The sequence below is a fragment of the Desulfosporosinus sp. I2 genome, assembly GCF_000960765.1.
Taxonomy (GTDB): domain Bacteria; phylum Bacillota; class Desulfitobacteriia; order Desulfitobacteriales; family Desulfitobacteriaceae; genus Desulfosporosinus.
Map to the genome: position 1 here is coordinate 1 of NZ_JYNH01000087.1, position 19,846 is coordinate 19,846.

General features: G+C 44.5%; 20 protein-coding genes, 1 other RNA gene and 1 pseudogene. 19 read left to right on the forward strand and 3 right to left on the reverse strand.

Going from position 1 to position 19,846, the window contains the following annotated elements:
* The first annotated feature begins 174 nt into the window (after positions 1-174).
* From UF75_RS17120 to UF75_RS30785, 18 genes are all read left to right on the forward strand, one after another.
* Complete coding sequence (locus tag UF75_RS17120; protein WP_045575794.1) at positions 175-1,197, forward strand: ABC transporter ATP-binding protein; 1,023 nt, start codon at positions 175-177, stop codon at positions 1,195-1,197.
* 63 nt (positions 1,198-1,260) lie between these two features.
* A complete protein-coding gene (locus UF75_RS17125; RefSeq protein ID WP_045575795.1) occupies positions 1,261-1,848 on the forward strand; it encodes a glycerol-3-phosphate responsive antiterminator in 588 nt (195 codons plus the stop codon).
* Between the two features lie 178 nt (positions 1,849-2,026).
* Entirely contained in the window at positions 2,027-3,643 is a 1,617-nt protein-coding gene (gene glpA / locus UF75_RS17130; RefSeq protein ID WP_045575796.1) for an anaerobic glycerol-3-phosphate dehydrogenase subunit GlpA, read from the forward strand.
* 16 nt (positions 3,644-3,659) lie between these two features.
* Positions 3,660-4,880: an anaerobic glycerol-3-phosphate dehydrogenase subunit GlpB gene (gene glpB, locus UF75_RS17135; RefSeq protein WP_045575797.1), complete on the forward strand. Its 1,221-nt coding sequence runs from the start codon at positions 3,660-3,662 to the stop codon at positions 4,878-4,880.
* 17 nt (positions 4,881-4,897) lie between these two features.
* On the forward strand, positions 4,898-6,133 hold the full coding sequence (locus tag UF75_RS17140; protein WP_045575798.1) for an anaerobic glycerol-3-phosphate dehydrogenase subunit C: 1,236 nt from the start codon (positions 4,898-4,900) through the stop codon (positions 6,131-6,133).
* A 74-nt stretch (positions 6,134-6,207) separates the two neighbouring features.
* Positions 6,208-6,873 (forward strand): PhoU domain-containing protein, encoded by a 666-nt coding sequence (locus UF75_RS17145; RefSeq protein WP_242860304.1) that lies wholly within the window; start codon positions 6,208-6,210, stop codon positions 6,871-6,873.
* A gap of 46 nt (positions 6,874-6,919) precedes the next feature.
* Positions 6,920-8,416, forward strand: coding sequence for a glycerol kinase GlpK (gene glpK / locus UF75_RS17150; RefSeq protein WP_045575799.1), 1,497 nt, complete (start codon positions 6,920-6,922; stop codon positions 8,414-8,416).
* A 163-nt stretch (positions 8,417-8,579) separates the two neighbouring features.
* A complete protein-coding gene (locus UF75_RS17155; RefSeq protein ID WP_045575800.1) occupies positions 8,580-9,764 on the forward strand; it encodes a phosphoglycerate kinase in 1,185 nt (394 codons plus the stop codon).
* A gap of 145 nt (positions 9,765-9,909) precedes the next feature.
* Positions 9,910-10,695, forward strand: a complete 786-nt coding sequence (gene tpiA / locus UF75_RS17160) for a triose-phosphate isomerase (RefSeq protein WP_045575801.1) — start codon at positions 9,910-9,912, stop codon at positions 10,693-10,695.
* Positions 10,696-10,697: 2 nt separating this feature from the next.
* Positions 10,698-12,242 carry a 2,3-bisphosphoglycerate-independent phosphoglycerate mutase gene (gpmI, locus tag UF75_RS17165; RefSeq protein ID WP_045575802.1) on the forward strand — a complete coding sequence of 515 codons (1,545 nt, stop codon included), beginning with the start codon at positions 10,698-10,700 and terminating at the stop codon, positions 12,240-12,242.
* 119 nt (positions 12,243-12,361) lie between these two features.
* Complete coding sequence (gene eno, locus UF75_RS17170; protein WP_045575803.1) at positions 12,362-13,639, forward strand: phosphopyruvate hydratase; 1,278 nt, start codon at positions 12,362-12,364, stop codon at positions 13,637-13,639.
* Positions 13,640-13,778: 139 nt separating this feature from the next.
* Entirely contained in the window at positions 13,779-14,006 is a 228-nt protein-coding gene (gene secG / locus UF75_RS17175) for a preprotein translocase subunit SecG (protein ID WP_045575804.1), read from the forward strand.
* Positions 14,007-14,334: 328 nt separating this feature from the next.
* Positions 14,335-15,273 (forward strand): alpha/beta fold hydrolase, encoded by a 939-nt coding sequence (locus UF75_RS17180; RefSeq protein WP_045575805.1) that lies wholly within the window; start codon positions 14,335-14,337, stop codon positions 15,271-15,273.
* 131 nt (positions 15,274-15,404) lie between these two features.
* The gene (gene smpB, locus UF75_RS17185; protein WP_045575806.1) at positions 15,405-15,872 is read left to right on the forward strand and encodes an SsrA-binding protein SmpB; all 468 of its coding nucleotides are present in this window, start codon (positions 15,405-15,407) and stop codon (positions 15,870-15,872) included.
* Between the two features lie 171 nt (positions 15,873-16,043).
* Positions 16,044-16,394, forward strand: a transfer-messenger RNA (tmRNA) gene (gene ssrA, locus UF75_RS27370).
* A 219-nt stretch (positions 16,395-16,613) separates the two neighbouring features.
* Complete coding sequence (locus tag UF75_RS17190; RefSeq protein ID WP_045575807.1) at positions 16,614-16,919, forward strand: nucleotidyltransferase domain-containing protein; 306 nt, start codon at positions 16,614-16,616, stop codon at positions 16,917-16,919.
* Entirely contained in the window at positions 16,900-17,310 is a 411-nt protein-coding gene (locus tag UF75_RS17195) for a nucleotidyltransferase substrate binding protein (RefSeq protein ID WP_045575808.1), read from the forward strand. The genes UF75_RS17190 and UF75_RS17195 overlap by 20 nt, the downstream gene beginning before the upstream one ends.
* A 210-nt stretch (positions 17,311-17,520) precedes the next feature.
* Positions 17,521-17,643, forward strand: a complete 123-nt coding sequence (locus tag UF75_RS30785; protein WP_282433814.1) for a hypothetical protein — start codon at positions 17,521-17,523, stop codon at positions 17,641-17,643.
* Between the two features lie 108 nt (positions 17,644-17,751).
* On the opposite strand, the gene UF75_RS17200 is transcribed toward UF75_RS30785, so the two are convergent.
* The 3 genes from UF75_RS17200 to UF75_RS17210 all read right to left on the reverse strand — a co-directional run bounded on the left by UF75_RS17200 (position 17,752) and on the right by UF75_RS17210 (position 19,548).
* Positions 17,752-18,192, reverse strand: a complete 441-nt coding sequence (locus UF75_RS17200; RefSeq protein WP_045575809.1) for a hypothetical protein — start codon at positions 18,190-18,192, stop codon at positions 17,752-17,754.
* A 441-nt stretch (positions 18,193-18,633) separates the two neighbouring features.
* Complete coding sequence (locus tag UF75_RS28440) at positions 18,634-18,810, reverse strand: hypothetical protein (protein ID WP_156146491.1); 177 nt, start codon at positions 18,808-18,810, stop codon at positions 18,634-18,636.
* A gap of 24 nt (positions 18,811-18,834) precedes the next feature.
* Positions 18,835-19,548, reverse strand: coding sequence for a Dam family site-specific DNA-(adenine-N6)-methyltransferase (locus UF75_RS17210; RefSeq protein ID WP_045575811.1), 714 nt, complete (start codon positions 19,546-19,548; stop codon positions 18,835-18,837).
* 9 nt (positions 19,549-19,557) lie between these two features.
* Here UF75_RS17210 and UF75_RS17215 point away from each other — a divergent pair.
* A pseudogene (locus UF75_RS17215) lies at positions 19,558-19,846 on the forward strand (DUF2326 domain-containing protein); the annotation flags it as partial.

A 19,846-nucleotide genomic window follows, 5' to 3' on the forward strand; every position in this document is an offset into this window, starting at 1 on the left:
TCGCACATCTGTTGTACTTAATGGAGGGACTCCATAGGCTGGACGGATGTTTAATACGAAAGTATTAACCCTAGTAGCTGAATCCTGTGACGCTACCGCTTTGTTTAGTCGGCAAAGTGAAGATATTAAGCAAATGTATAGAATTGTTTAGTATTTGGAAACCAGGTATGATGCGTGAGCTATGTTCAGGTCGTCAACATTGATAAGAGCTTTCAGGGCCGTAAAGTTTTGAAGGGAATCGATCTGGAGATCGAAAAAGGGGAATTTGTCACGTTATTAGGTCCTAGTGGGTGCGGAAAAACAACACTCCTAAGAATTGTTGCGGGCTTAGAACGTGGGGACAGTGGAAAAATTATGGTTAATGGTCGGGAAATTATTGAGGGGCAGAGTAAGAAGGAACAAAATATCGGCATGGTCTTTCAGTCGTATGCCCTGTTCCCCAACATGACGGCTTTTGAAAATATTGCGTTTGGTCTTAAGATTAAGAAAATACCTTCTTTAGAGATCAGAAAACAAGTCGAAGAAATTATGGATATTCTTAGCATTTCGGGCAAAGAAAACAACTATCCGCATCAAATGTCGGGAGGACAACAACAAAGGGTCGCTTTAGCGCGAGCACTAGTCGTTAAACCAGACCTACTTCTTTTAGATGAACCCTTAAGCGCGGTGGATGCGAAGGTAAGAGAAAGCGCAAGAATCTTGATTCGTGACGTTCAAAAGAAGATGGGGATTACCACGATTTTTGTGACTCATGATCAACTGGAAGCTTTAGTTATGTCTGATCGCATCGTGGTGATTAACGGTGGGGAAGTCATGCAGTATGGTACTCCAGATCAAATTTATCACAAGCCTGCTAATAAGTTTGTGGCCCAATTTATTGGGACCTATAACTTTGTTCCCAGTGCCTTAGTAGGTTTTATGATGGATAAAGAGGCTGAAGTATGTATCCGCCCAGAGCATATTTCGTTAATCAGTAAAGATCAATTGGCTCAGATTGAAGATCCGGAGGTAATTAAGCTACAGGGAACTTTGGAAAAGTTCTATATATTAGGCAACACTGCTAGGGCTGAAGTGATCGTCCAGGGTAGGACAATTATTGTGGATCATCTTAACAGATTTGAAGGCTCAAGGTTTGCCTTGAAAGAAGAGGTAGGGCTGGTAATCGAAAGAAAGGTTTGTACAATCCTCGGTCACTAGATCCGCCTGAACGGTCAAAGGTCTACACGCGCCTAAGCAAATGTAAGAATTGGATGGATTAGTATGACGAATAGAGTTGCGTTCAAAGAGGCTTTAAGAGAGAGCCGGATTGTGCCAGCTGTTAAACATCTGGAGGATTTAGCTGAAGTCTTAAACATACCTTGGGTTTCCGTGGTTATTCTCATCGGCGGAGATATTAATGACCTAGAAGGGGTCTTAAAAGTTCGCAGTAAATACCCCGAGAAATATCTGCTGGCCCATGTGGATTTGATTGAAGGGGTCGGTAAGGATGAGGCCGGAATGCGTTACTTGAAGCGCCTAGGACTTGAAGGGGTCGTCTCCGTAAAATGGCAGCTCTTGCGGTATGCCAAAGAAAATAAACTGTTAACGGTTCAGAGGTTGTTTCTGGTTGATTCGGAAGCAATTCGTACAGGTCTAAAAATCATCAAAAAGGTAACACCCGATGCCATCGAAATTTTGCCAGCAACCGTGCCAAAATTCGCCATCGACGAGTTCCATAAAGTGACGGATTTAAGTATCTTAGGGGGAGGATTACTCCGAACGGAAGAGGATGTGCATAAAGCGCTAAGTAACGGATTGACTGCGGTAACAGCGAGTCGCAGAAATCTGTGGAAGCTGTGTTTGACGTAAAGAGAACTCAAGTTTATAATAAAGGTAAATTAGTCTGTTGCTTTGATTATAATTTGATAAAATGGCTGAGAGAAGAAGAGAAGCCACTGGAGGAAGCGTTATATACGGTCCCACCAGTGGATTTTTTATGTTATCCAGAAAGTATAACGTTCGGGTGATATAATGAGGAGGAGCCGATATGACAGATTACCAGGTTGTGATTGTCGGAGGCGGGGCAACTGGCGTTGGTATTTTGCGAGATTTGAGTATGCGGGGGATTTCGGCGTTATTGTTGGAGCAAGGGGACTTAGCGCATGGAACAAGCTCGCGCTTTCATGGCTTATTACACAGTGGAGCACGTTATGCGGTCAAGGATCCCGTGTCTGCTGCTGAATGTATTGATGAGAACGTGATTCTTAAACAGATAGCTGCTCACTGCATCTCGGATACGGGAGGGTGGTTTGTGCAGTCGTCAGAAGATGCTCAGAGTTATGTTGAACAATGGATAAGAGGATGTGCTTATGCCCATATTCCCATACGGGAAATATCCCTTGCTGATGCCTATTTAAAAGAGCCCTTAATGAGTAAGGATGTTTTGCGCGTCTTCGAAGTGCCTGATGCGACCGTGGACGGATTTAAGCTCGTTTGGGCCAATGCCAAATCTGCTAAGCGTTATGGGGGAGACTATAAAACCTATCATCAAGTGGAACGGCTAATTCTCGACAATAAGCGAATTGTGGGTGTGGCGGCCAAGAATCTTGTCAATGGGGAAGAAATCATGGTTCACTGTGAAGTGGTGGTCAACGCTGGCGGTGCATGGGCTTCTCAGATCGTTGGTACAATAGGGGTCCCATTAGATGTTATCTGTGATAAGGGCACTCTGCTGGCCTTTAATCAGCGCCTCTTTCAACGCGTGATTAATCGTCTACATCCACCCAGTGACGGGGATATTTTTGTCCCGCACGAAACAATTACGATTTTGGGTACCACCTCCGAAATCGTGGACTCTCCGCAGGAAAACCAACCTAGGGAACCAGAAGTCAAGAGATTGTTGGCGATGGGCGAGAAGCTACTCCCCAATCTAATGGGACACAGGGTGATCCGGGCTTTTGCTGGAGTAAGGCCACTTCATCGTGAGGACAGCGAGGTTCCGGGTTCAGTGGAAGAAGGGCGGGAAGTAAGCCGGACCTTTGTCTTGATTGATCATGAGGTCCATGACGGGGTTGAAGGATTAATCAGTATTGTCGGAGGGAAGTTTACTACCTATCGTTTAATGGCTGAGAAAGTTAGCGATTGGGTAGCAGAAAAGTTGGGTAATACGGCCCCTTGCAGTACGGCAAAGGAAAATTTAATGTCTGAGATCCCACAAGATCTAAGAAAACAAGCACTCCGACTCTTGCCCTGTGTGGCAGCAGAGAAAATGCTCGAACGGCTTGGAGACGATGCAGAGGAAGTTTTAACGAAAATTATGGACGATCCACGTAAAGGGCAAATGCTTTGTGAGTGTGAAATGGTCAGTGTTGCTGAAGTCGAAAAAGTAGCTTCGGATGAGGATTCTCATCACTTGGCAGATATACGGCGCAAGACGCGGCTAGGAATGGGGACCTGCCAGGGGGCTTTCTGCACCTATCGAGTATTGCCGTTGTTGGGTTTGGAAAATAAAAAGTTTGATCCCTTGCAAGATGAGCTAAAACGTTTTATTAACCAACGCTGGAAGGGAATACGACCGGTTCTTTGGGGGCAACAATTACGCGAGACTGAGTTAACGCGGGCCATCTATGCCAGTATACTTCAACTAAATGAAAATCCGGGCTAATTAAGGAGGAATTCCTATGTGGGATGGGATAATTGTTGGGGGAGGCCTGGCGGGTCTGCTAGCGGGAATTCGAGCTGCCGAAAGAGGTAAGCGGATATTGATGATTTCCGAAGGGGTAGGGAGCTTGACCTATAGTTCAGGGGTGATCGATTTTGGAAATGTAGCGCAGTTAGTTAGGCAGGATAAACACCCATATGCTTTATTGGGAGAGAGTATAGTACGAAACGGAGCTGATTACTTTCAAGCCCATTTCCCAGACTATCATGGAAAATGGAGGGAGGTCCAGACCGTGCTTACACCGTTGGGATCCCCGAGAAAGGCGGGGTTTATTCCTAATGGGCTCAACGCACAAGTCTTGCACGATGCCCATCTAATTGTGCTGATGGCTCCTGAGGGGATGAAGGACTTTTTTCCTAAGGTGACCAAGGCTAATTTGGAGAGAGCCTATCCACAATGTGTTGTAAAGGTGCATCCTTTTCGACTCGATGCCTTTGAGTCTTGGCATACTCTGGGTAAGCCTGTAAATGGGATGGATTATACAAAGTATTGGCGCTCTGCTTCCGGAACGGGGGCCTTAAAAGGGGTAGTGAATTCCCTCAACCAAGAGCTTGACGAGGCGAGAAGCGACCCTGCTGATCCTGGGAAATCAGTGGTTGTTTTCCCAGGGCTGGCGTCCGCCTTTTCGAATTCCATAAAAGAGGTGTTGTCTGACTTGCCATTTCCTGTCGTAGAGATGACCGCTTTTCCGCCATCTGCCAGTGGGCACAAACTTTATGATGCCTTAAAAGAAACATTTGGAGCTTTAGGTGGAGAGTTAATGGTAGGGACGGGTGTCAAACAAGTTGAAATTCAGGGCAAGCGTTGTCATAAGATTATTGTTAAGAGTAAAGGGAAAGACTCCGAGTTTTCTGCTCGCTCCTTTGTTCTTGCCACGGGTGGGGTTTTTGGCGGCGGAATTGAAGTAACACCTGAAGCCTCAAAGGAAATGGTGTTCGGGCTTCCCTTGTATGTTCCAGATGAATGGACGAATTCGGAGTTTTTGGGAGATCAACCGTATGCTCGTATAGGGATTGAAGTTGATCGAGAACTACGTCCCATTGATTCAAAGCTTAATGAAGTGATTCTAGAAAATGTCCAGGTCATTGGACGAATGATCGCGCATTGGGATCCGTGGGTGGAGCACTGTGGCGGGGGCGTTTCGCTCGCTTCCGGGTGGTTCGCGGGAGAGACGATGTAGAAAGGATGCAGGTCAGAATGAATGAACAGGACAGGGTGAAAAATTTAGATGCCTGTATTAAGTGCAGTGCGTGTACTGCCCAATGCCCAGTCGCGACCGTCTATCCCTTTTTCCCAGGACCAAAGAACGTTGGACCGGATGCAGAACGTTTTCGGCTTGAGGGTATACTTATGAACGCAGGATGCTTGAACTATTGTTCGAATTGTAAAACCTGTGAAATCACCTGCCCCTCCGGGGTTAAAATTACTGAAATTATTTTGAGGGCGCGGGAAAAGGCTAAACTTGCGGGTCAAAAAGATGAAGCAAAATTCCAACATCGAGTTAGAGATCTTGTCTTAGGTCGAGCTGAATATTTAGGACGGCTAGGAACGATTTGGCCGGCTTTGACCAATGGGTTGCTGGGAGTACCTCTAGTTCGAGGCTTAATGGAACAGACCCTAGGGATTAGTCGACAAGCCCCTCTGCCAGCGTATCATCGGAAGTTTAAGGGAATAAAGAAAACTTGGCATTCAGCGAACAAACAAGTTGTTTTTTTCCCCGGCTGTTTTGTCACCTACAATGATAGCTTGACAGGTCTGGCAGTGGTTAAGGTCTTGGAACACAATGGATATGATGTGATCGTGCCTGCCTTTCATTGTTGTGGGGTTCCTCTTCAAGCCAATGCCCACTTTCGTGAAGCAAGGGAAAATGCTAGAGAAAATCTGTCCCTGATGAATCCGTATTTGCAAGCTGGAATTCCCATAATTACTGCCTGTACGAGCTGCGGCTTAGCGTTAAAGGAGGAGTATCCGAATATAGATGCATCAGGGGCAGAATTAATTGGTCAGCAATCCTATGATTTGTTTGAGTTCCTCTGGAAACTTCACGAGCGCGGAGAACTCCGGGAAGATTTCCAGGAGGTTCTGGTGTCGCTGGGCTATCATACTCCTTGTCATTTGAAGGCCCAGGGGATCGGAACACCCTCTGTGCGTTTATTGCGCATGATTCCGGGAGTGCGTGTAAACAATTTGGATGCAGGGTGCTGTGGCTTATCCGGGAGTTATGGCTATAAGCATGAAAAGTACGAGTTGGCCATGCAAATTGGAAATCCTTTGTTTGAGCGAGTCCAACTCTGCGTATCTAAAGGGGAATTTCAAAGTATGACCACCGAATGTGGAGGATGCCAAGTGCAAATTCAGCATGGTTCAGGAGTTGAGACAAAACATCCCATATGGGTACTAATGCAAGCCTACGGGTTAGCTATAAACCATTGAATGGGAGATTTTTGCCATATTGCACGCAGGAAATTTGCTTTGGGCATGGAATCTACTGAAAAGAGGTGTGATGTATGGGAATATTTCGTACATCAGGGTATGATCGGGTTTTGTTAAATTTGCGTGTCATGACGGTGGAGTTAGCGGAAGCTGTACAAACTCATCTAAGTGCAGCGATTGAAGCGTTAAATAAGGGCGAGACAGTTCAGGACTGGGAAAAAAGGGATGATGTTATCGATCAGTTGCGGGATAACATCGTGAATCGTAGTTTTGATATCATGAGTTTACAACAACTGCGGAGCCAGGATTTACGTTGGATCTTGGGGTTTCAACGAATGGCGCAAGAACTTGAACGTTCTGCTGATTACGCCTGCGATCTGGCTGAGTTGAGCGAGCTTAAGCCAGAAAGAAATTGGCCGGAGGATATCCGACAGATGTCAAAACAATTACTCCTAATGACAGATTTTACGGTGGCCATATTGAAAGGCGAGAAAGAAATCATGATGGATTTAGCGGATGAGGATGATGTTTTAGACCAGGCGTACGCCAGCTTTAAAGCGGCCTTGGTTAAAGGCAGCCAAACGAAAGGTAATGATGGGCAATTAGGTTTATGTCTTGTGGTTGCTAGGACGATTGAACGACTGGGGGATCATATCGTCAATGTAGCTGAGACGCTTTTGTATATCCAAACGGGCAACCGACGATTAGCTAAAGCATCCATTACTGCAGTACAAGAATGAGCAACCAATGCCATTGGCTGCTCATTCTTTTTAGGGGGAGATAGCTATGTTCGAAAACTACATTTTAGCCTTAGACCAGGGTACCACGAGTTGTCGGGCAATCTTATTTAACCAAAAGAGCGAAATCATTGGGGTCGCTCAAAAGGAATTCACACAGTTTTATCCTAAGCCTGGGTGGGTAGAGCAGGATGCAGAGGAAATTTGGAGTACTCAATATGGGGTTATGGCTGAACTTCTAGCTAAGACGGGCGTATCCCCGGAAGAAATTGTCGGTATCGGAATCACCAATCAGCGAGAGACCACAGTGGTATGGGATAAGGCCACAGGAAAGCCTATTCATCCAGCCATTGTTTGGCAATGCCGTCGGACAACTGAGCTAGTGGAAGAGCTCAAAGCAAACGGCTGGGAGGAGAAAATCCGTTCGATCACGGGCCTAGTTCTTGATGCCTATTTCTCGGGCACAAAAGTCAAATGGCTTTTGACTCAGGTGGAGGGGGCCCTTGAAAGGGCGAAACGTGGAGAACTATTATTTGGAACCATCGATACTTGGTTAGTTTGGAAATTGACCCACGGTAAAGTGCATGTTACGGACTACTCTAACGCTTCACGCACGTTAATGTATAATATCCATACGTTGGAATGGTCTGAAGAAATCCTCACGGAACTGGAAATCCCCAGAAACATGTTACCTGAAGTGAAACCTTCAAGCTGGATATACGGAAAAGCAGAAATCGACCTATTTGGAACGCAAGGGATTCCAATTTCGGGAATTGCGGGGGATCAGCAAGCCGCTTTGTTCGGCCAAATGTGCTTTGAACCCGGCATGGCAAAAAATACATATGGAACAGGCTGCTTCATGCTTATGAATACAGGAGATAGGGCTGTCCCCTCCCAAAACGGGCCGCTAACGACGATCGCCTGGGGTCTTAATGGAAACGTTGATTATGCGTTGGAGGGCAGCGTTTTTATGGCGGGTGCGGCCATTCAATGGTTAAGAGACGGGCTCAAACTTATTGAAACAGCCCAAGATTCGGAAAGGTTCGCCGACACTATCGAGGATACAGAGGGCGTTTATGTTGTTCCAGCCTTTACGGGGTTGGGGGCCCCGTACTGGAATATGCGCGCCCGCGGCGCGATTTTCGGATTAACGAGAGGAACGACCAAGGCTCATTTGATTCGGGCGACCTTGGAAGCACTCGCTTATCAGACAAAAGATGTCCTGAGAGCCATGGAAAATGATGCACAGATAACGTTAAAGACCTTAAGAGTCGACGGAGGTGCTGTGGCCAATAATTTTTTGATGCAGTTTCAGGCAGATATTTTGGGTGTGAATGTGGAACGCCCGGAAGTGATTGAAACGACGGCCTTGGGGGCAGCTTATTTGGCTGGCTTAGCGGTAGGATTTTGGAAAGATCAAGCGGAAATACGTTCGAGTTGGCGGATCAATCACTGCTTTATGAATCAAATGCCTGTGGAACGGCGGACGAAACTTTATCAGAAGTGGCTAAAAGCAGTGGAACGGAGTAAGGACTGGGAAGATTAGCTCTTTTCGGGCAGGAAACTTGAGCTTGGCGTAGAATTAGTATAAGTTGGACTAAATAGAATAATTAATGTTTGGGGGAGTAAGAAGGTAGTTTCTTCGGTATACTAAGGTATATTTTCATACAATCCCGAACCCTTGGGTCAAAGTGAAAGGGGAATTCCGTGTGAACAAAAAAGGTATAAACGATGTGGAGATACGAGGAAAACGAGTGTTAGTTCGGGTAGACTTTAATGTTCCGTTGGATAAGCAAGGTCAGATAACGGACGATACTCGGATGCGAGCAGCCCTGCCAACGATTAAGTATCTGGTGGAAGGGGGAGCGCGAGTCATACTTGCTTCTCACCTTGGTCGCCCTAAAGGGCAAGTGAATCCGAGTTACTCCTTGGCGCCCGTTGCCAAGCATTTAAGTGAGCTGTTGGGGCAAGACGTCGCCCTCGCCGCAGATTGCATTGGGCATCCAGCCATGAAAGCGGTAAGTACGCTCCAAGATGGGCAGGTTCTTCTTCTGGAAAATGTTCGCTTCCATGCGGAAGAAGAAAAAAATAATCCGGAGTTTGCCCGAGAATTAGCAGCGCTTGCCGAGCTGTTTGTGAATGATGCCTTTGGAACTGCACACCGTGCCCATGCTTCCACGGAAGGGGTTACGCACTATATTCCGGCTGTCGCTGGTTTGCTAATGCAAAAGGAAGTTGAATTTATGGGGAATGCTTTGGAACGTCCGGAACGCCCCTTTGTGGCGATTATTGGCGGGGCCAAAGTAAGTGATAAGATCGGTGTAATTGAGAATCTCCTCGAGAAAGTTGACATTTTGATCATTGGAGGTGGCATGGCCAATACTTTCTTAAAAGCCCAAGGGTTTAAGGTGGGCAAATCCCTGCTCGAAACAGAAAAAGTGGAATTGGCTAAGCAACTTATCGAGAAAGCACAAGCAAAAGGAGTTCGGTTAGAATTGCCGATTGATGTAGTCGTTGCCCAAGCCTTTGAAGCAGATGCTCCTCATCGAACCGTGAATGTTTCAGAAATCCAAGACGGCGAAATGGTTCTGGACATAGGTGCGGTAAGTGCCGAAAGGTTTGCCACTCACATTTCGACAGCCCGAACGGTCATTTGGAATGGCCCAATGGGGGTTTTTGAAATGGATGCCTTTGCAAAAGGAACCGAGCGGATTGCTCAAGCTGTAGCGGCCTGTGGGGGAACCACAATTGTAGGAGGTGGGGATTCAGTAGCAGCGGTGGAGAAAATGAACGTTGCGGACCGCATGACCCATATTTCAACAGGAGGTGGTGCTTCTCTCGAATTTTTGGAAGGGAAAGTGTTGCCGGGGGTTGCGGCGCTAAGCGAGGCATGAGGCGCGAAGCACGAAGCACGAACCTAAAAGCTAAAGGGCTCGGTAAATAGTAAATAGTTAGAGGTTTAGAGGTTTAGAAAAGTTTAAATGTCGTGCCTCGAGCATCGAACCTCGCGAATCGTAATGAAGTGGAGGGAATATTAGAGTGGCAATTCGACGACCAGTCATCGCTGGCAATTGGAAAATGTTTAAAACCGTGAGTGAAGCAGAGGACTATGCAGTCAAGTTCTTAGAAGAGGTTAAAGATGTAACTGACCTTGATATCATCTTATGTGCTCCTTTTACGGCCCTTTATCCCCTAAAGAATGAACTGGAAGAAAGCATTGTGCACTTAGGTGCTCAAAATATGGCTTGGGCAGACGAAGGTGCCTACACTGGTGAAATCTCAGCTCAGATGCTGCAGGATGTTGCGTGTACCTATGTGATCCTCGGTCACTCCGAACGTCGAGAAATGTTTGGTGAAACGGATGGAGAAATCAATAAGAAAGTAAAGAAAGCGTTGACTGTGGGACTAACCCCCATCCTATGTGTCGGGGAAAATCTGAACCTTCGAGAAGAAGGAAAAGCAGTTGAAAGAGTCCAAGGACAGGTTTCCCGAGCTCTGGAGGGTTTATCAACCGAAGAGTTAAGTCGAATTATTGTGGCCTATGAACCCATCTGGGCAATTGGTACAGGGAAAACAGCCTCCAGCAAAGATGCCCAACAAATGTGTGCCTCGATTCGCGCCACCTTAACAAGCCTGATGGGTCTTGACGCCGAGAAAATACCTATTCTCTATGGTGGAAGTGTCAAGGCTGATAATATTGCCGAGCTTATGACAGAGCCGGATGTCGATGGAGCACTCGTTGGTGGAGCAAGCTTAGATCCCTTGAATTTTGCCAAACTGATCATTAATGCGAATCCCCTTCCGGCACGCGTGGAAGGAATATAGCCATGAACGTAGCCAAACCACTTCTCCTTATGATTCTAGATGGTTGGGGTCATCGTGATGCGATCGAAGGAAATGCCATCGCTCAAGCGAATTTACCCAACTTTCGGCGCTTGGAAACAACATACCCCCATACCTTCCTCCAGGCATCGGGAGAAGCTGTGGGATTACCCGACGGTCAAATGGGAAATTCAGAAGTTGGGCATCTAAACATGGGCGCCGGGCGCGTAGTCTATCAGGAATTAACCCGCATTTTTAAAGCGATTAAGGATGGAACGTTATTTAAAAATCCTGTCATCATCGAAGCGATGGATAACGCTCACCTTCAAAATAAGGCCTTTCACCTAGTGGGTTTACTTTCTGACGGAGGAGTTCATTCTCACATTAAGCATCTGTTTGCCCTTCTGGAAATGGCAAAAGAACGAAAACTAGAAGAAGTGTATATTCACGTTATTCTCGATGGCCGTGATGTCTTACCGCAAAGTGGTAAACTATTTATCACTCAGCTCGAACAGAAAATCAAGGAACTAGGGATAGGTAAAATTGCTTCTGTGAGTGGACGTTACTATGTCATGGATCGAGATCATCGCTGGGAACGATTGGAGAAAGGTTATGAAGCTTTGGTTTTGGGCGAAGGAAAAAGCGCAGCCAGTGCCATGGCAGCACTGGAAAGTTCATATGATCAGCGTGTAACGGATGAATTCGTGCTCCCAACGGTGATTGTAGATCAAGACGGAAAACCAGTCGGTCCCATTCAAGAGGGAGATAGTGTACTCTTCTTTAACTTCCGCTCAGATCGGGCCCGGGAAATCGCCCATGCCTTTGTAGACGAAGAGGTTACAGGGTTTGAATGCCCCATACACCCGAGAGTCCACTTTGTATGCATGACTCAATATGAGGATACGATCTGCGCACCGGTCGCGTTCCCGCAACAGAACCTGAAAAACACGCTGGGAGAAATTCTTTCCCAACACGGGTTAAAACAGTTGCGAATGGCAGAAACTGAAAAATACGCGCATGTGACCTTCTTTTTTAATGGTGGAATCGAAGAACCTAATTTAGGTGAGGAACGAATCCTTATTCCTTCCCCTAAAGTCGCCACCTATAACCTCCAGCCCGAGATGAGTGCGCCCGAATTAACCCGAACCCTCTTAGAACAACTGAGGCAAAATACTCATGATGTGATCATTCTTAACTTTGCCAACCCGGATATGGTGGGACATACGGGAGTGTTCAAGGCAACCGTCAAAGCGGTAGAGACGATTGACCAATGTTTGGGTGAGATAGTGGATGAACTTCAAAAAATTAAAGGGACGCTCCTCGTGACGGCTGATCATGGGAATGCCGAGGAAAAGGTGGATCCCAAGACTGAACTTCCTCTGACCGCCCACTCCACAAATTTGGTGCCCTTCATTCTAGTCGATGATAGATTTAAAGGTCAGGAGCTACGTGAGGGGGGTGCTCTGTGCGATGTCGCACCTACTCTTTTAGAATTACTCAATATTCCCAAACCTGAGGAAATGACCGGAAAGTCCTTAATCATCACATAAGTTTTATAATAATCAGTTTGTACTTGAATGAAGTGCGGACTCTATCTTACCTGAAATTACGACTGATCCCACTTATATAAGTAGGGGACTTGAAAAATTGGATAAAGGGGGAAATTTTAATGAGCTTTATTACAGATGTCTATGCACGTGAGATCCTGGATTCTCGGGGGAACCCAACAGTAGAAGTTGATGTCGTTCTGACAGATGGAACCATAGGTCGGGCAGCTGTTCCTTCAGGCGCTTCCACTGGAGCCTTTGAAGCGGTTGAACTTAGAGACGGAGACAATACTCGCTATATGGGCAAAGGAGTATTGAAAGCGGTTGAAAATGTCAACCTTTTAATTAGCCCAAAAGTAGAGGGTTTGAACCCGTATGACCAACCGGGTTTGGATCAATTGTTGAAGGAAATCGATGGAACGGAGAATAAGGGGAAACTCGGAGCTAATGCGATTCTTGGAGTATCCATGGCAACCGCAAAAGCCGCCGCAGAATCCTTAGGCTTACCACTCTATCAATATTTAGGCGGAGTGAATGCCAAAGAACTTCCCGTACCCATGATGAATATTCTAAACGGCGGCAAACATGCCGATAACAATGTGGATATTCAAGAATTCATGATCATGCCAATTGGAGCGTCCAGTTTTGCTGAAGGCTTACGCATGGGAACAGAGGTATACCACAGCCTGAAAGCCGTCCTTAAAGAAAAATCTCTCGCTACGGCAATCGGAGATGAAGGCGGTTTTGCACCCAGCTTAGAATCTAATGAAGATGCCCTTTTATGTATCGTTGACGCCATTCAAAGGGCAGGATATCAACCTGGTGAAGATGTCGCTTTGGCGTTAGATGTTGCAGCCACCGAACTTTATGAAAATGGAACCTATAACTTAGCAGGAGAAGGGCTGAAGAAGACCTCGGAGGAAATGATTGATTTCTATGAGGGATTGATTAAGCGTTATCCCATTGTCTCCATCGAAGACGGCTTAGATGAAGAGGACTGGGAAGGCTGGCGCAAGATGACCGAACGTTTGGGAGATCGAGTACAGCTAGTCGGGGATGATCTGTTTGTAACGAACCCAGAGCGTTTGGCCCGTGGAATCAAAGAAAAATGTGCTAACTCGATTCTTATCAAGCTTAACCAAATCGGGACTATGACCGAGACATTAGATGCTATCGAAATGGCTAAACGGGCAGGCTATACATCAGTCGTCTCACATCGTTCAGGTGAGACCGAGGACGTTACGTTAGCCCATGTTGCCGTTGCTGTTAATGCAGGCATGATCAAAACCGGTGCTCCGGCTCGAACCGAACGGGTAGCCAAGTACAATGAGCTCCTCAGAATTGAGGAGGAACTTGGAGATAGCGCAGTATATCGTGGTCGAAAAGCGTTAGCAAGGTAGTGATCGCTAGATAACGGACACAGCATAACCGTTGATGGAGTAAGGGTTTATTGAATTTTGGGGTTGCTTATGCTAAACTAAGCTTATTAGTGTAAAAAATTTAGTAGAGTAAGACCATTTCAATTAGGGGGTAAGTTAATTGCAGATTTTTTTAGTTATTCTTTTAATCCTAAGTTCTATAGGACTCATTGCGGCAGTACTTTTACAGTCCGGAAGGAGCGCAGGATTATCAGGAGCTATTTCAGGTGCTGGTGAGGCAATTTTCGGGAAAAAGAAAGGTATGGATGAGCTATTCGCGAAGCTCACGGCCGTTTTAGCAGGTATCTTTTTGCTGAGCTCCTTGGGTTTATCGATGATTACAAAGTGATAGCACGCATGTAACGTTTATTTCTTCATACCACGCTTACGCATATTAAGCCAAATTTAGAAGGGGCACTTCATGCGAGGTGCCCCTTTTTGCTATTTATTGAATCCCGGATTTACATATTTGCTTTTTCTATTATATAAGTAGATAAAACTATTACATGAATTATTACCTGGACGATTATATAAATTCAGTTCATGGACATAAGTTCTGTCTTCGATTATATGAAAGAATGAAATGAAGGTTTGGGTGGATAAAGTAGTCTTAAGTCTAACGATCTCTGTAATAAAAGATAGATGGTTGTAGAAGTAAGTGGGGGAGGACGTTTCGGGTGGAACCACAAAGACGCTTAGTGGAACCCTTTTATTTTTCGGGAAATCGTGTTGGGTGCCTACTCATTCATGGGTTTTCGGGATCTCCTTCGGAAATGCGTTGGTTGGGCGAACGGCTGGCTAAGTTGGGTTGGACGGTCCATGGAATACTTCTTTCTGGTCACGGAACAACTCCAGAAGAGATGGCAAAGACGCGCTGGGAGGACTGGGCTAAAGACGCTGAGGCAGGAGTAAAAAAACTGAGGAAGACGTGTGACACTGTCATTGGGATTGGGCTTTCCATGGGGGGATTGCTGACACTTCATTTAGCAACGCTTGGTTTGATCGACGGAATTGTTACAATGAATGCACCCATGGTGCTGGCTGATCGAAGAACTCGTTATGCCCAGTTGTTTAGACCGTTTATGGCGTTTGTAGGAAAACCAAAATCCCATCGCGTAACATCGGACCCGACGTCAGTACGCACTTCAATACCCACTTCTGTTTCAGCAGTATCGGCAGCAACATCATCAGCAGAAACTGCAACACTATCACCATCAGCAACAATGACAACGACAACAACAACAACAACAATCCCGTCACCAACATTATCATCAAAATCAACAATTTCGGGAACCGAAGAGGCGCCAAGCCTTGAGCGCTTTGTTTATGAACGGATTCCGGTGGATGGCTTAATTTCCCTCAACAGAGGGATTCGTCAGGTGCGCAGCAAACTTACTGCGATTACGTGTCCTGCGTTACTGATGCAAAGCAGGGCAGACTTGACAGTAAACCCAATAAGTGTTCAAATCATTAAGAAGCAAATCCAGCACGTTAATCCTATCGTCCAGTATTGGGAAAAATCCGGGCATATCCTAACGCTTGGGCGAGAGCGAGAAGAGGTTGCGTTGAAAGTCCATGAATTCCTCCTGCAGTTCGTTACCCAGGAGTCTAGATGAATGAATTGGAACTTTTATTAAGTGGAAAGTTGGATGGCGAAAGCGGAGAGTTTTCCCAAGAACCTAAGGTTTATTATGGTAAAATTAGGTAATTTGTGATATAATAAGTTGCTTATGAAAGGAGGGGTAGTATGTCTTCCGAGGGAATTAAAATCGTTTCTGAAAATCGTAAAGCGTTCCATGATTATTTTATCGAAGATCGAATCGAGGCTGGTATTGTGCTTACTGGGACAGAAATAAAATCGATTCGTAACGGCAAGGCCAACTTAAAAGATAGTTATGCTCGTGTAAATGATGGCGAAGTTTGGGTTCATCAGATGCATATTAGCCCTTATGAACAGGGTAATCGGTTTAATCATGATCCACTACGGCCGCGTAAATTATTATTGCACCGTTCAGAAATAAATAAATTAGTTGGGAAAGTTCAGCTTCAAGGCTTGACCCTTATACCGATTAAGATTTATTTAAAAAAGGGGATGGCTAAAGTTGAATTGGCCGTCGGTCAAGGGAAGAAAAATTACGACAAGCGTCAGTCTCTTGCTGAACGAGAAGGTAAACGCGATATTGAACGAGCACTAAGGGAACGGAATAAAGGCTAATAGAACGGTTACAAGTCGTTAGTTATTTAGTTCGATGGTGTTTGTAGTTAAGAAGGACTCTAAAGAATATGGATTTTTATTGATTTTCCACTAAAATGCAAAGATGCCATGGATATTCACCTATTCTTTATACGCAAATGTGTTATACTATGCGTGTTGGAACTTTTACATGGGGGCGTTCTAGACTCGCTCGGGGAAGCGGTGGCAAAGGTTGCGCGTCGAGATTCCACCTGGTCTCGTTAAACGGTGGACCTAATAGTTAACGAAAATAATTACGCTCTAGCTGCTTAAGTGCCGCTAGCATCCTGCCTTCAGAACCTACGATGAAGAACCAGGGTGTCAATTAAGTAGGACGCTCTAATGTCAATGCTCGGAGACATTAGCTAAGATTATCGAGCTAGCCTGAACTGAATCCTGGCCTTTAGGAGTCAAGACTGGCGAAATTTAAATTAAAGGACACACGCGTAGACGCTTTTGTGGCAGCTCTTCGATACAGGGGTGCAAATCCCCTCGCCTCCACCATCTAAACCCTCGAATATTGAGAAAACGTATGCAGTATTACTCAATACTTTACCAATTTGAGAGGTTAGACTTTTTATTAGCAGCTGTTTTCATGATTCTTTGAGAAGTTCGACTTCGGTTACTACATATGCACAGCAAGGAAGCACTTCAAAGTTTTTGAGGTGCTTTTTCAGATATTGAGTCTTAGGCTATAAAAAATTTGTTAAGAGGTGCCAATATATGGTTTCAAGTTTAAATGCTGGGCTAATCCAGAGTATCCAAGAAATCGGTCAAAACCATGCAGTGGAGAAAATTGTTCTTTTCGGGTCACGAGCAAAAGGTGACTACAAGTCTGTAAGTGATATTGACCTAGCAATTTTTCTCTCGCCAGAATCTAATTGCCAAGGGTATTTAGCGAGTGAGCTCGAAGACCTTGATACTCTCCTGAAAATAGATATCCTATTTATCAATGAACACATCGACCCTAAATTATTGGAAAATATCAAGAGAGAAGGGATATCTCTGTATGAGCGAGCCGAACACTAAAATTGATAATTTCATTCGTGCACTTATTAGACTCGAAGAAGGGATCGCCAAGTATGATGAAGCAAATGACCTGTTAAGAGATGGTATAATACAGCGCTTTGAGTTCACCTTTGAGCTTGCATGGAAAACTTTGAAGACTATTTTTGAAAATGAGGGGCTGACAGGTCTTAATTCTCCAAAGACGGTATTGCGTGAAGCCTTTTCAGCAGGACTGATAAATGACGAGGGACTTTGGCTTGCCATGCTCAGGGACAGAAATTCAACAACTCATATCTATAGTGAACAAGCGGCGATTGAGATTTGCCGTAATATACAAGAAAAATATGTGATGGAACTTGAGAGTCTGCTTGAGAAGGTAAAAACAAGACTTGGCATCGCCTCCGACATCTAAACCTCGAATTTAAGCGGAAAATAGTGACAAAGCCTTGAGGTATATAGAAATTGTACAGCCTCAAGGCTTTTTTGCATTTTAGGAAGAGATTTTTGTACATGTACAATTTAATCAAATTGAAATGCTTTTGGCGCATCCTAACCCTGCCGCCAGATACGCCAGAAGAGACTCAGTGCTGATGGCATTGACTTATGACTGGAGTTAATGGTAATGGCAGGCTCGAAAGCCGATGCTTCCATTAATGGGAGTTTAACGAACCTGCCTGTAACGAATGAGGTTCTTAAACTTCGAGAAGGATTTAGTACTAAGATTTTAATTTGTGGGATGTTTTAAAAATCCTACTGATCTTATCGAGGCAGGAGGCAATACAACAGCAGGATCAGAATAATGTAAAAATATCTAAAAGTCCTCTAGTGGATAATACCGAGACCGCGTTATGATCTAAATTCGTATGATTAAAAGGTTTGTTATATTTACACTCTCAATTTGTTTGCTCTCCACGAACTCGGTATTTTCATCAGCTTCCGTTGACCAATTGTCAACGGACTCGCCTTCTTCGTTTTCACAGTAAGGCAATACCTTTGCAACGCCACTCCATGTTTTACCTTCCTTCCAAGGACGGTCTTCAAGCTGAACGTAACAAGTCAAGCCAATAAGTGTGTCAGTACCCAATTGATCAGGCGTGCTTCCTAAAAGGGTTGTTACAACATCAAGGAAGCGTTCCTTTTCACGAGGCTTAGACAAGCGGTAGTATTCTCGAATAGCTTTGCCATTGGTTAATTTGAACCAGATAGTAACTCGATTGCTTTCAAACTGAACATCGGAAACCGTTGCATTACCGGATTGATAAGGATTAATGCTATCAAATGAAATGATGGCCATGTTAATCAAACTCCTTTAACTCTTTAAATAAAATTAGTATTAAGCAGTTTGAACTTACATCCAACAGTATCAAGATCGTCCGTCTTATCTGCTTATAGACCAAGTCCCTACGTATGACCACAATTTCTGATATATTTAAAAAAAATAATAAGTTTTTTTTGAAATTTCCTTGGTAGAATTTCTTTACCATTTATTTGAAATCTATTTATTCTCCATGAATGACCACTAAGTTTTTTATTACCTCCGCTTTTCCTAGCAATATCGAACCTACCGTCTTGACGATACTGACATGAAAAATGGAATAGCAAAAATATCCCCCTAACCTCCAGTAATGGAAGTTAGGGGGTTTTAGAATCAACTGTTGTTTTTTATTGGTAGTCACCCATAGGCTTAACCGCCTTCCGTTTTGTACCATAAGGAAATATATATTTAACGCCCAGTTTATTTATTAGTAACTACCTCTTTGTACATCAAAGCCAGCAACTCGACTGCAGCTGAGTAAAATTCTTTTATACTGATTGGCTCCGTTAAATTCGAATTAGAAACGACTGAGCTATCCGGCTCAAATTCCTTTAGACTAAGTTTTTTTCTGGAAATTGTTGAGGTAATGTATGTCATATAGGATATGCTCCTTTCTAATCGTCATTTCAACCAGTTACATACCAATACTTCAGAAACTTGTCCTCGCCCGTTCCCTTTACAATTGATGGCCCTCTTTGCCTTCACTTCAACTAGGGCCTTGTGGTAACCCAACTGGGTAAAGAGGTTTATGATAAACGGGGTGTAAGAGTTACTCAGCATTACCAGACATCCTCTCTGGTCCAATTCCCTAAATACAGAACCCAGAAGTTCCTGCTGTTGTTTGTCAAATGGGACTGAAGTGTACTCGGTAAAGTAGGACTTTTCGTTGGTCGGGTGATAGGGAGGGTCGAAATAGACCAAATCTCCCGGCTTGGCCACATCGAGAACGTTCTCAAAGTTTCTCACCTGAATATTGGTCGTTGAGAGTATCTTGCTTACGCTTCTAAGGTTATCTGCGTCTAAGATTTTAGGATTTTTGTATTTGCCAAAAGGGACGTTGAACTGCCCTGACCTATTAACCCTGTGTAAACCGTTAAAGCAAGTCTTGTTTAGGTAAATAAACCGGGATGCCCTTTGGACAGGAGACAGCTCTTTTGGATTCAGGCCCCGGATTCTGCAGAAGTAGTCCTTGTCGTTCACGTGGCTTTTAAGGGCATAAATTAAGCCTTCTACATCGTCTTTGACTTGTAGATAGGCATTGATTAGCTCTTCGTTCATATCACTCAGAAACGCTTGACTGGGAGTTAGGTGAAAGAACACTGCACCGCCACCCACAAAGGGTTCATGATAAGCGAAGAAGAGAGAAACATATCAGAGTTGTTAAAGCAGGAAAAAGAATTTTCTCAAAAAATAGCTAAAGGAGATTCTTTTGAAGAGCTTGAAAAGGTCATTGTGGTTCTTAATGAAAAGTATCGTACTAAGGGTGAATATGAAAGCATCATATCGCAATTGGTAGAAGTAGATGATAATATCGACGATTTAAATGATGAAATCAAAAAAATCGATGAGTTGTTATTTTCAAATGATTTTGAAGAAATTTTGAAAGTTCAAATTAAAAAGTTTAACAAGTATT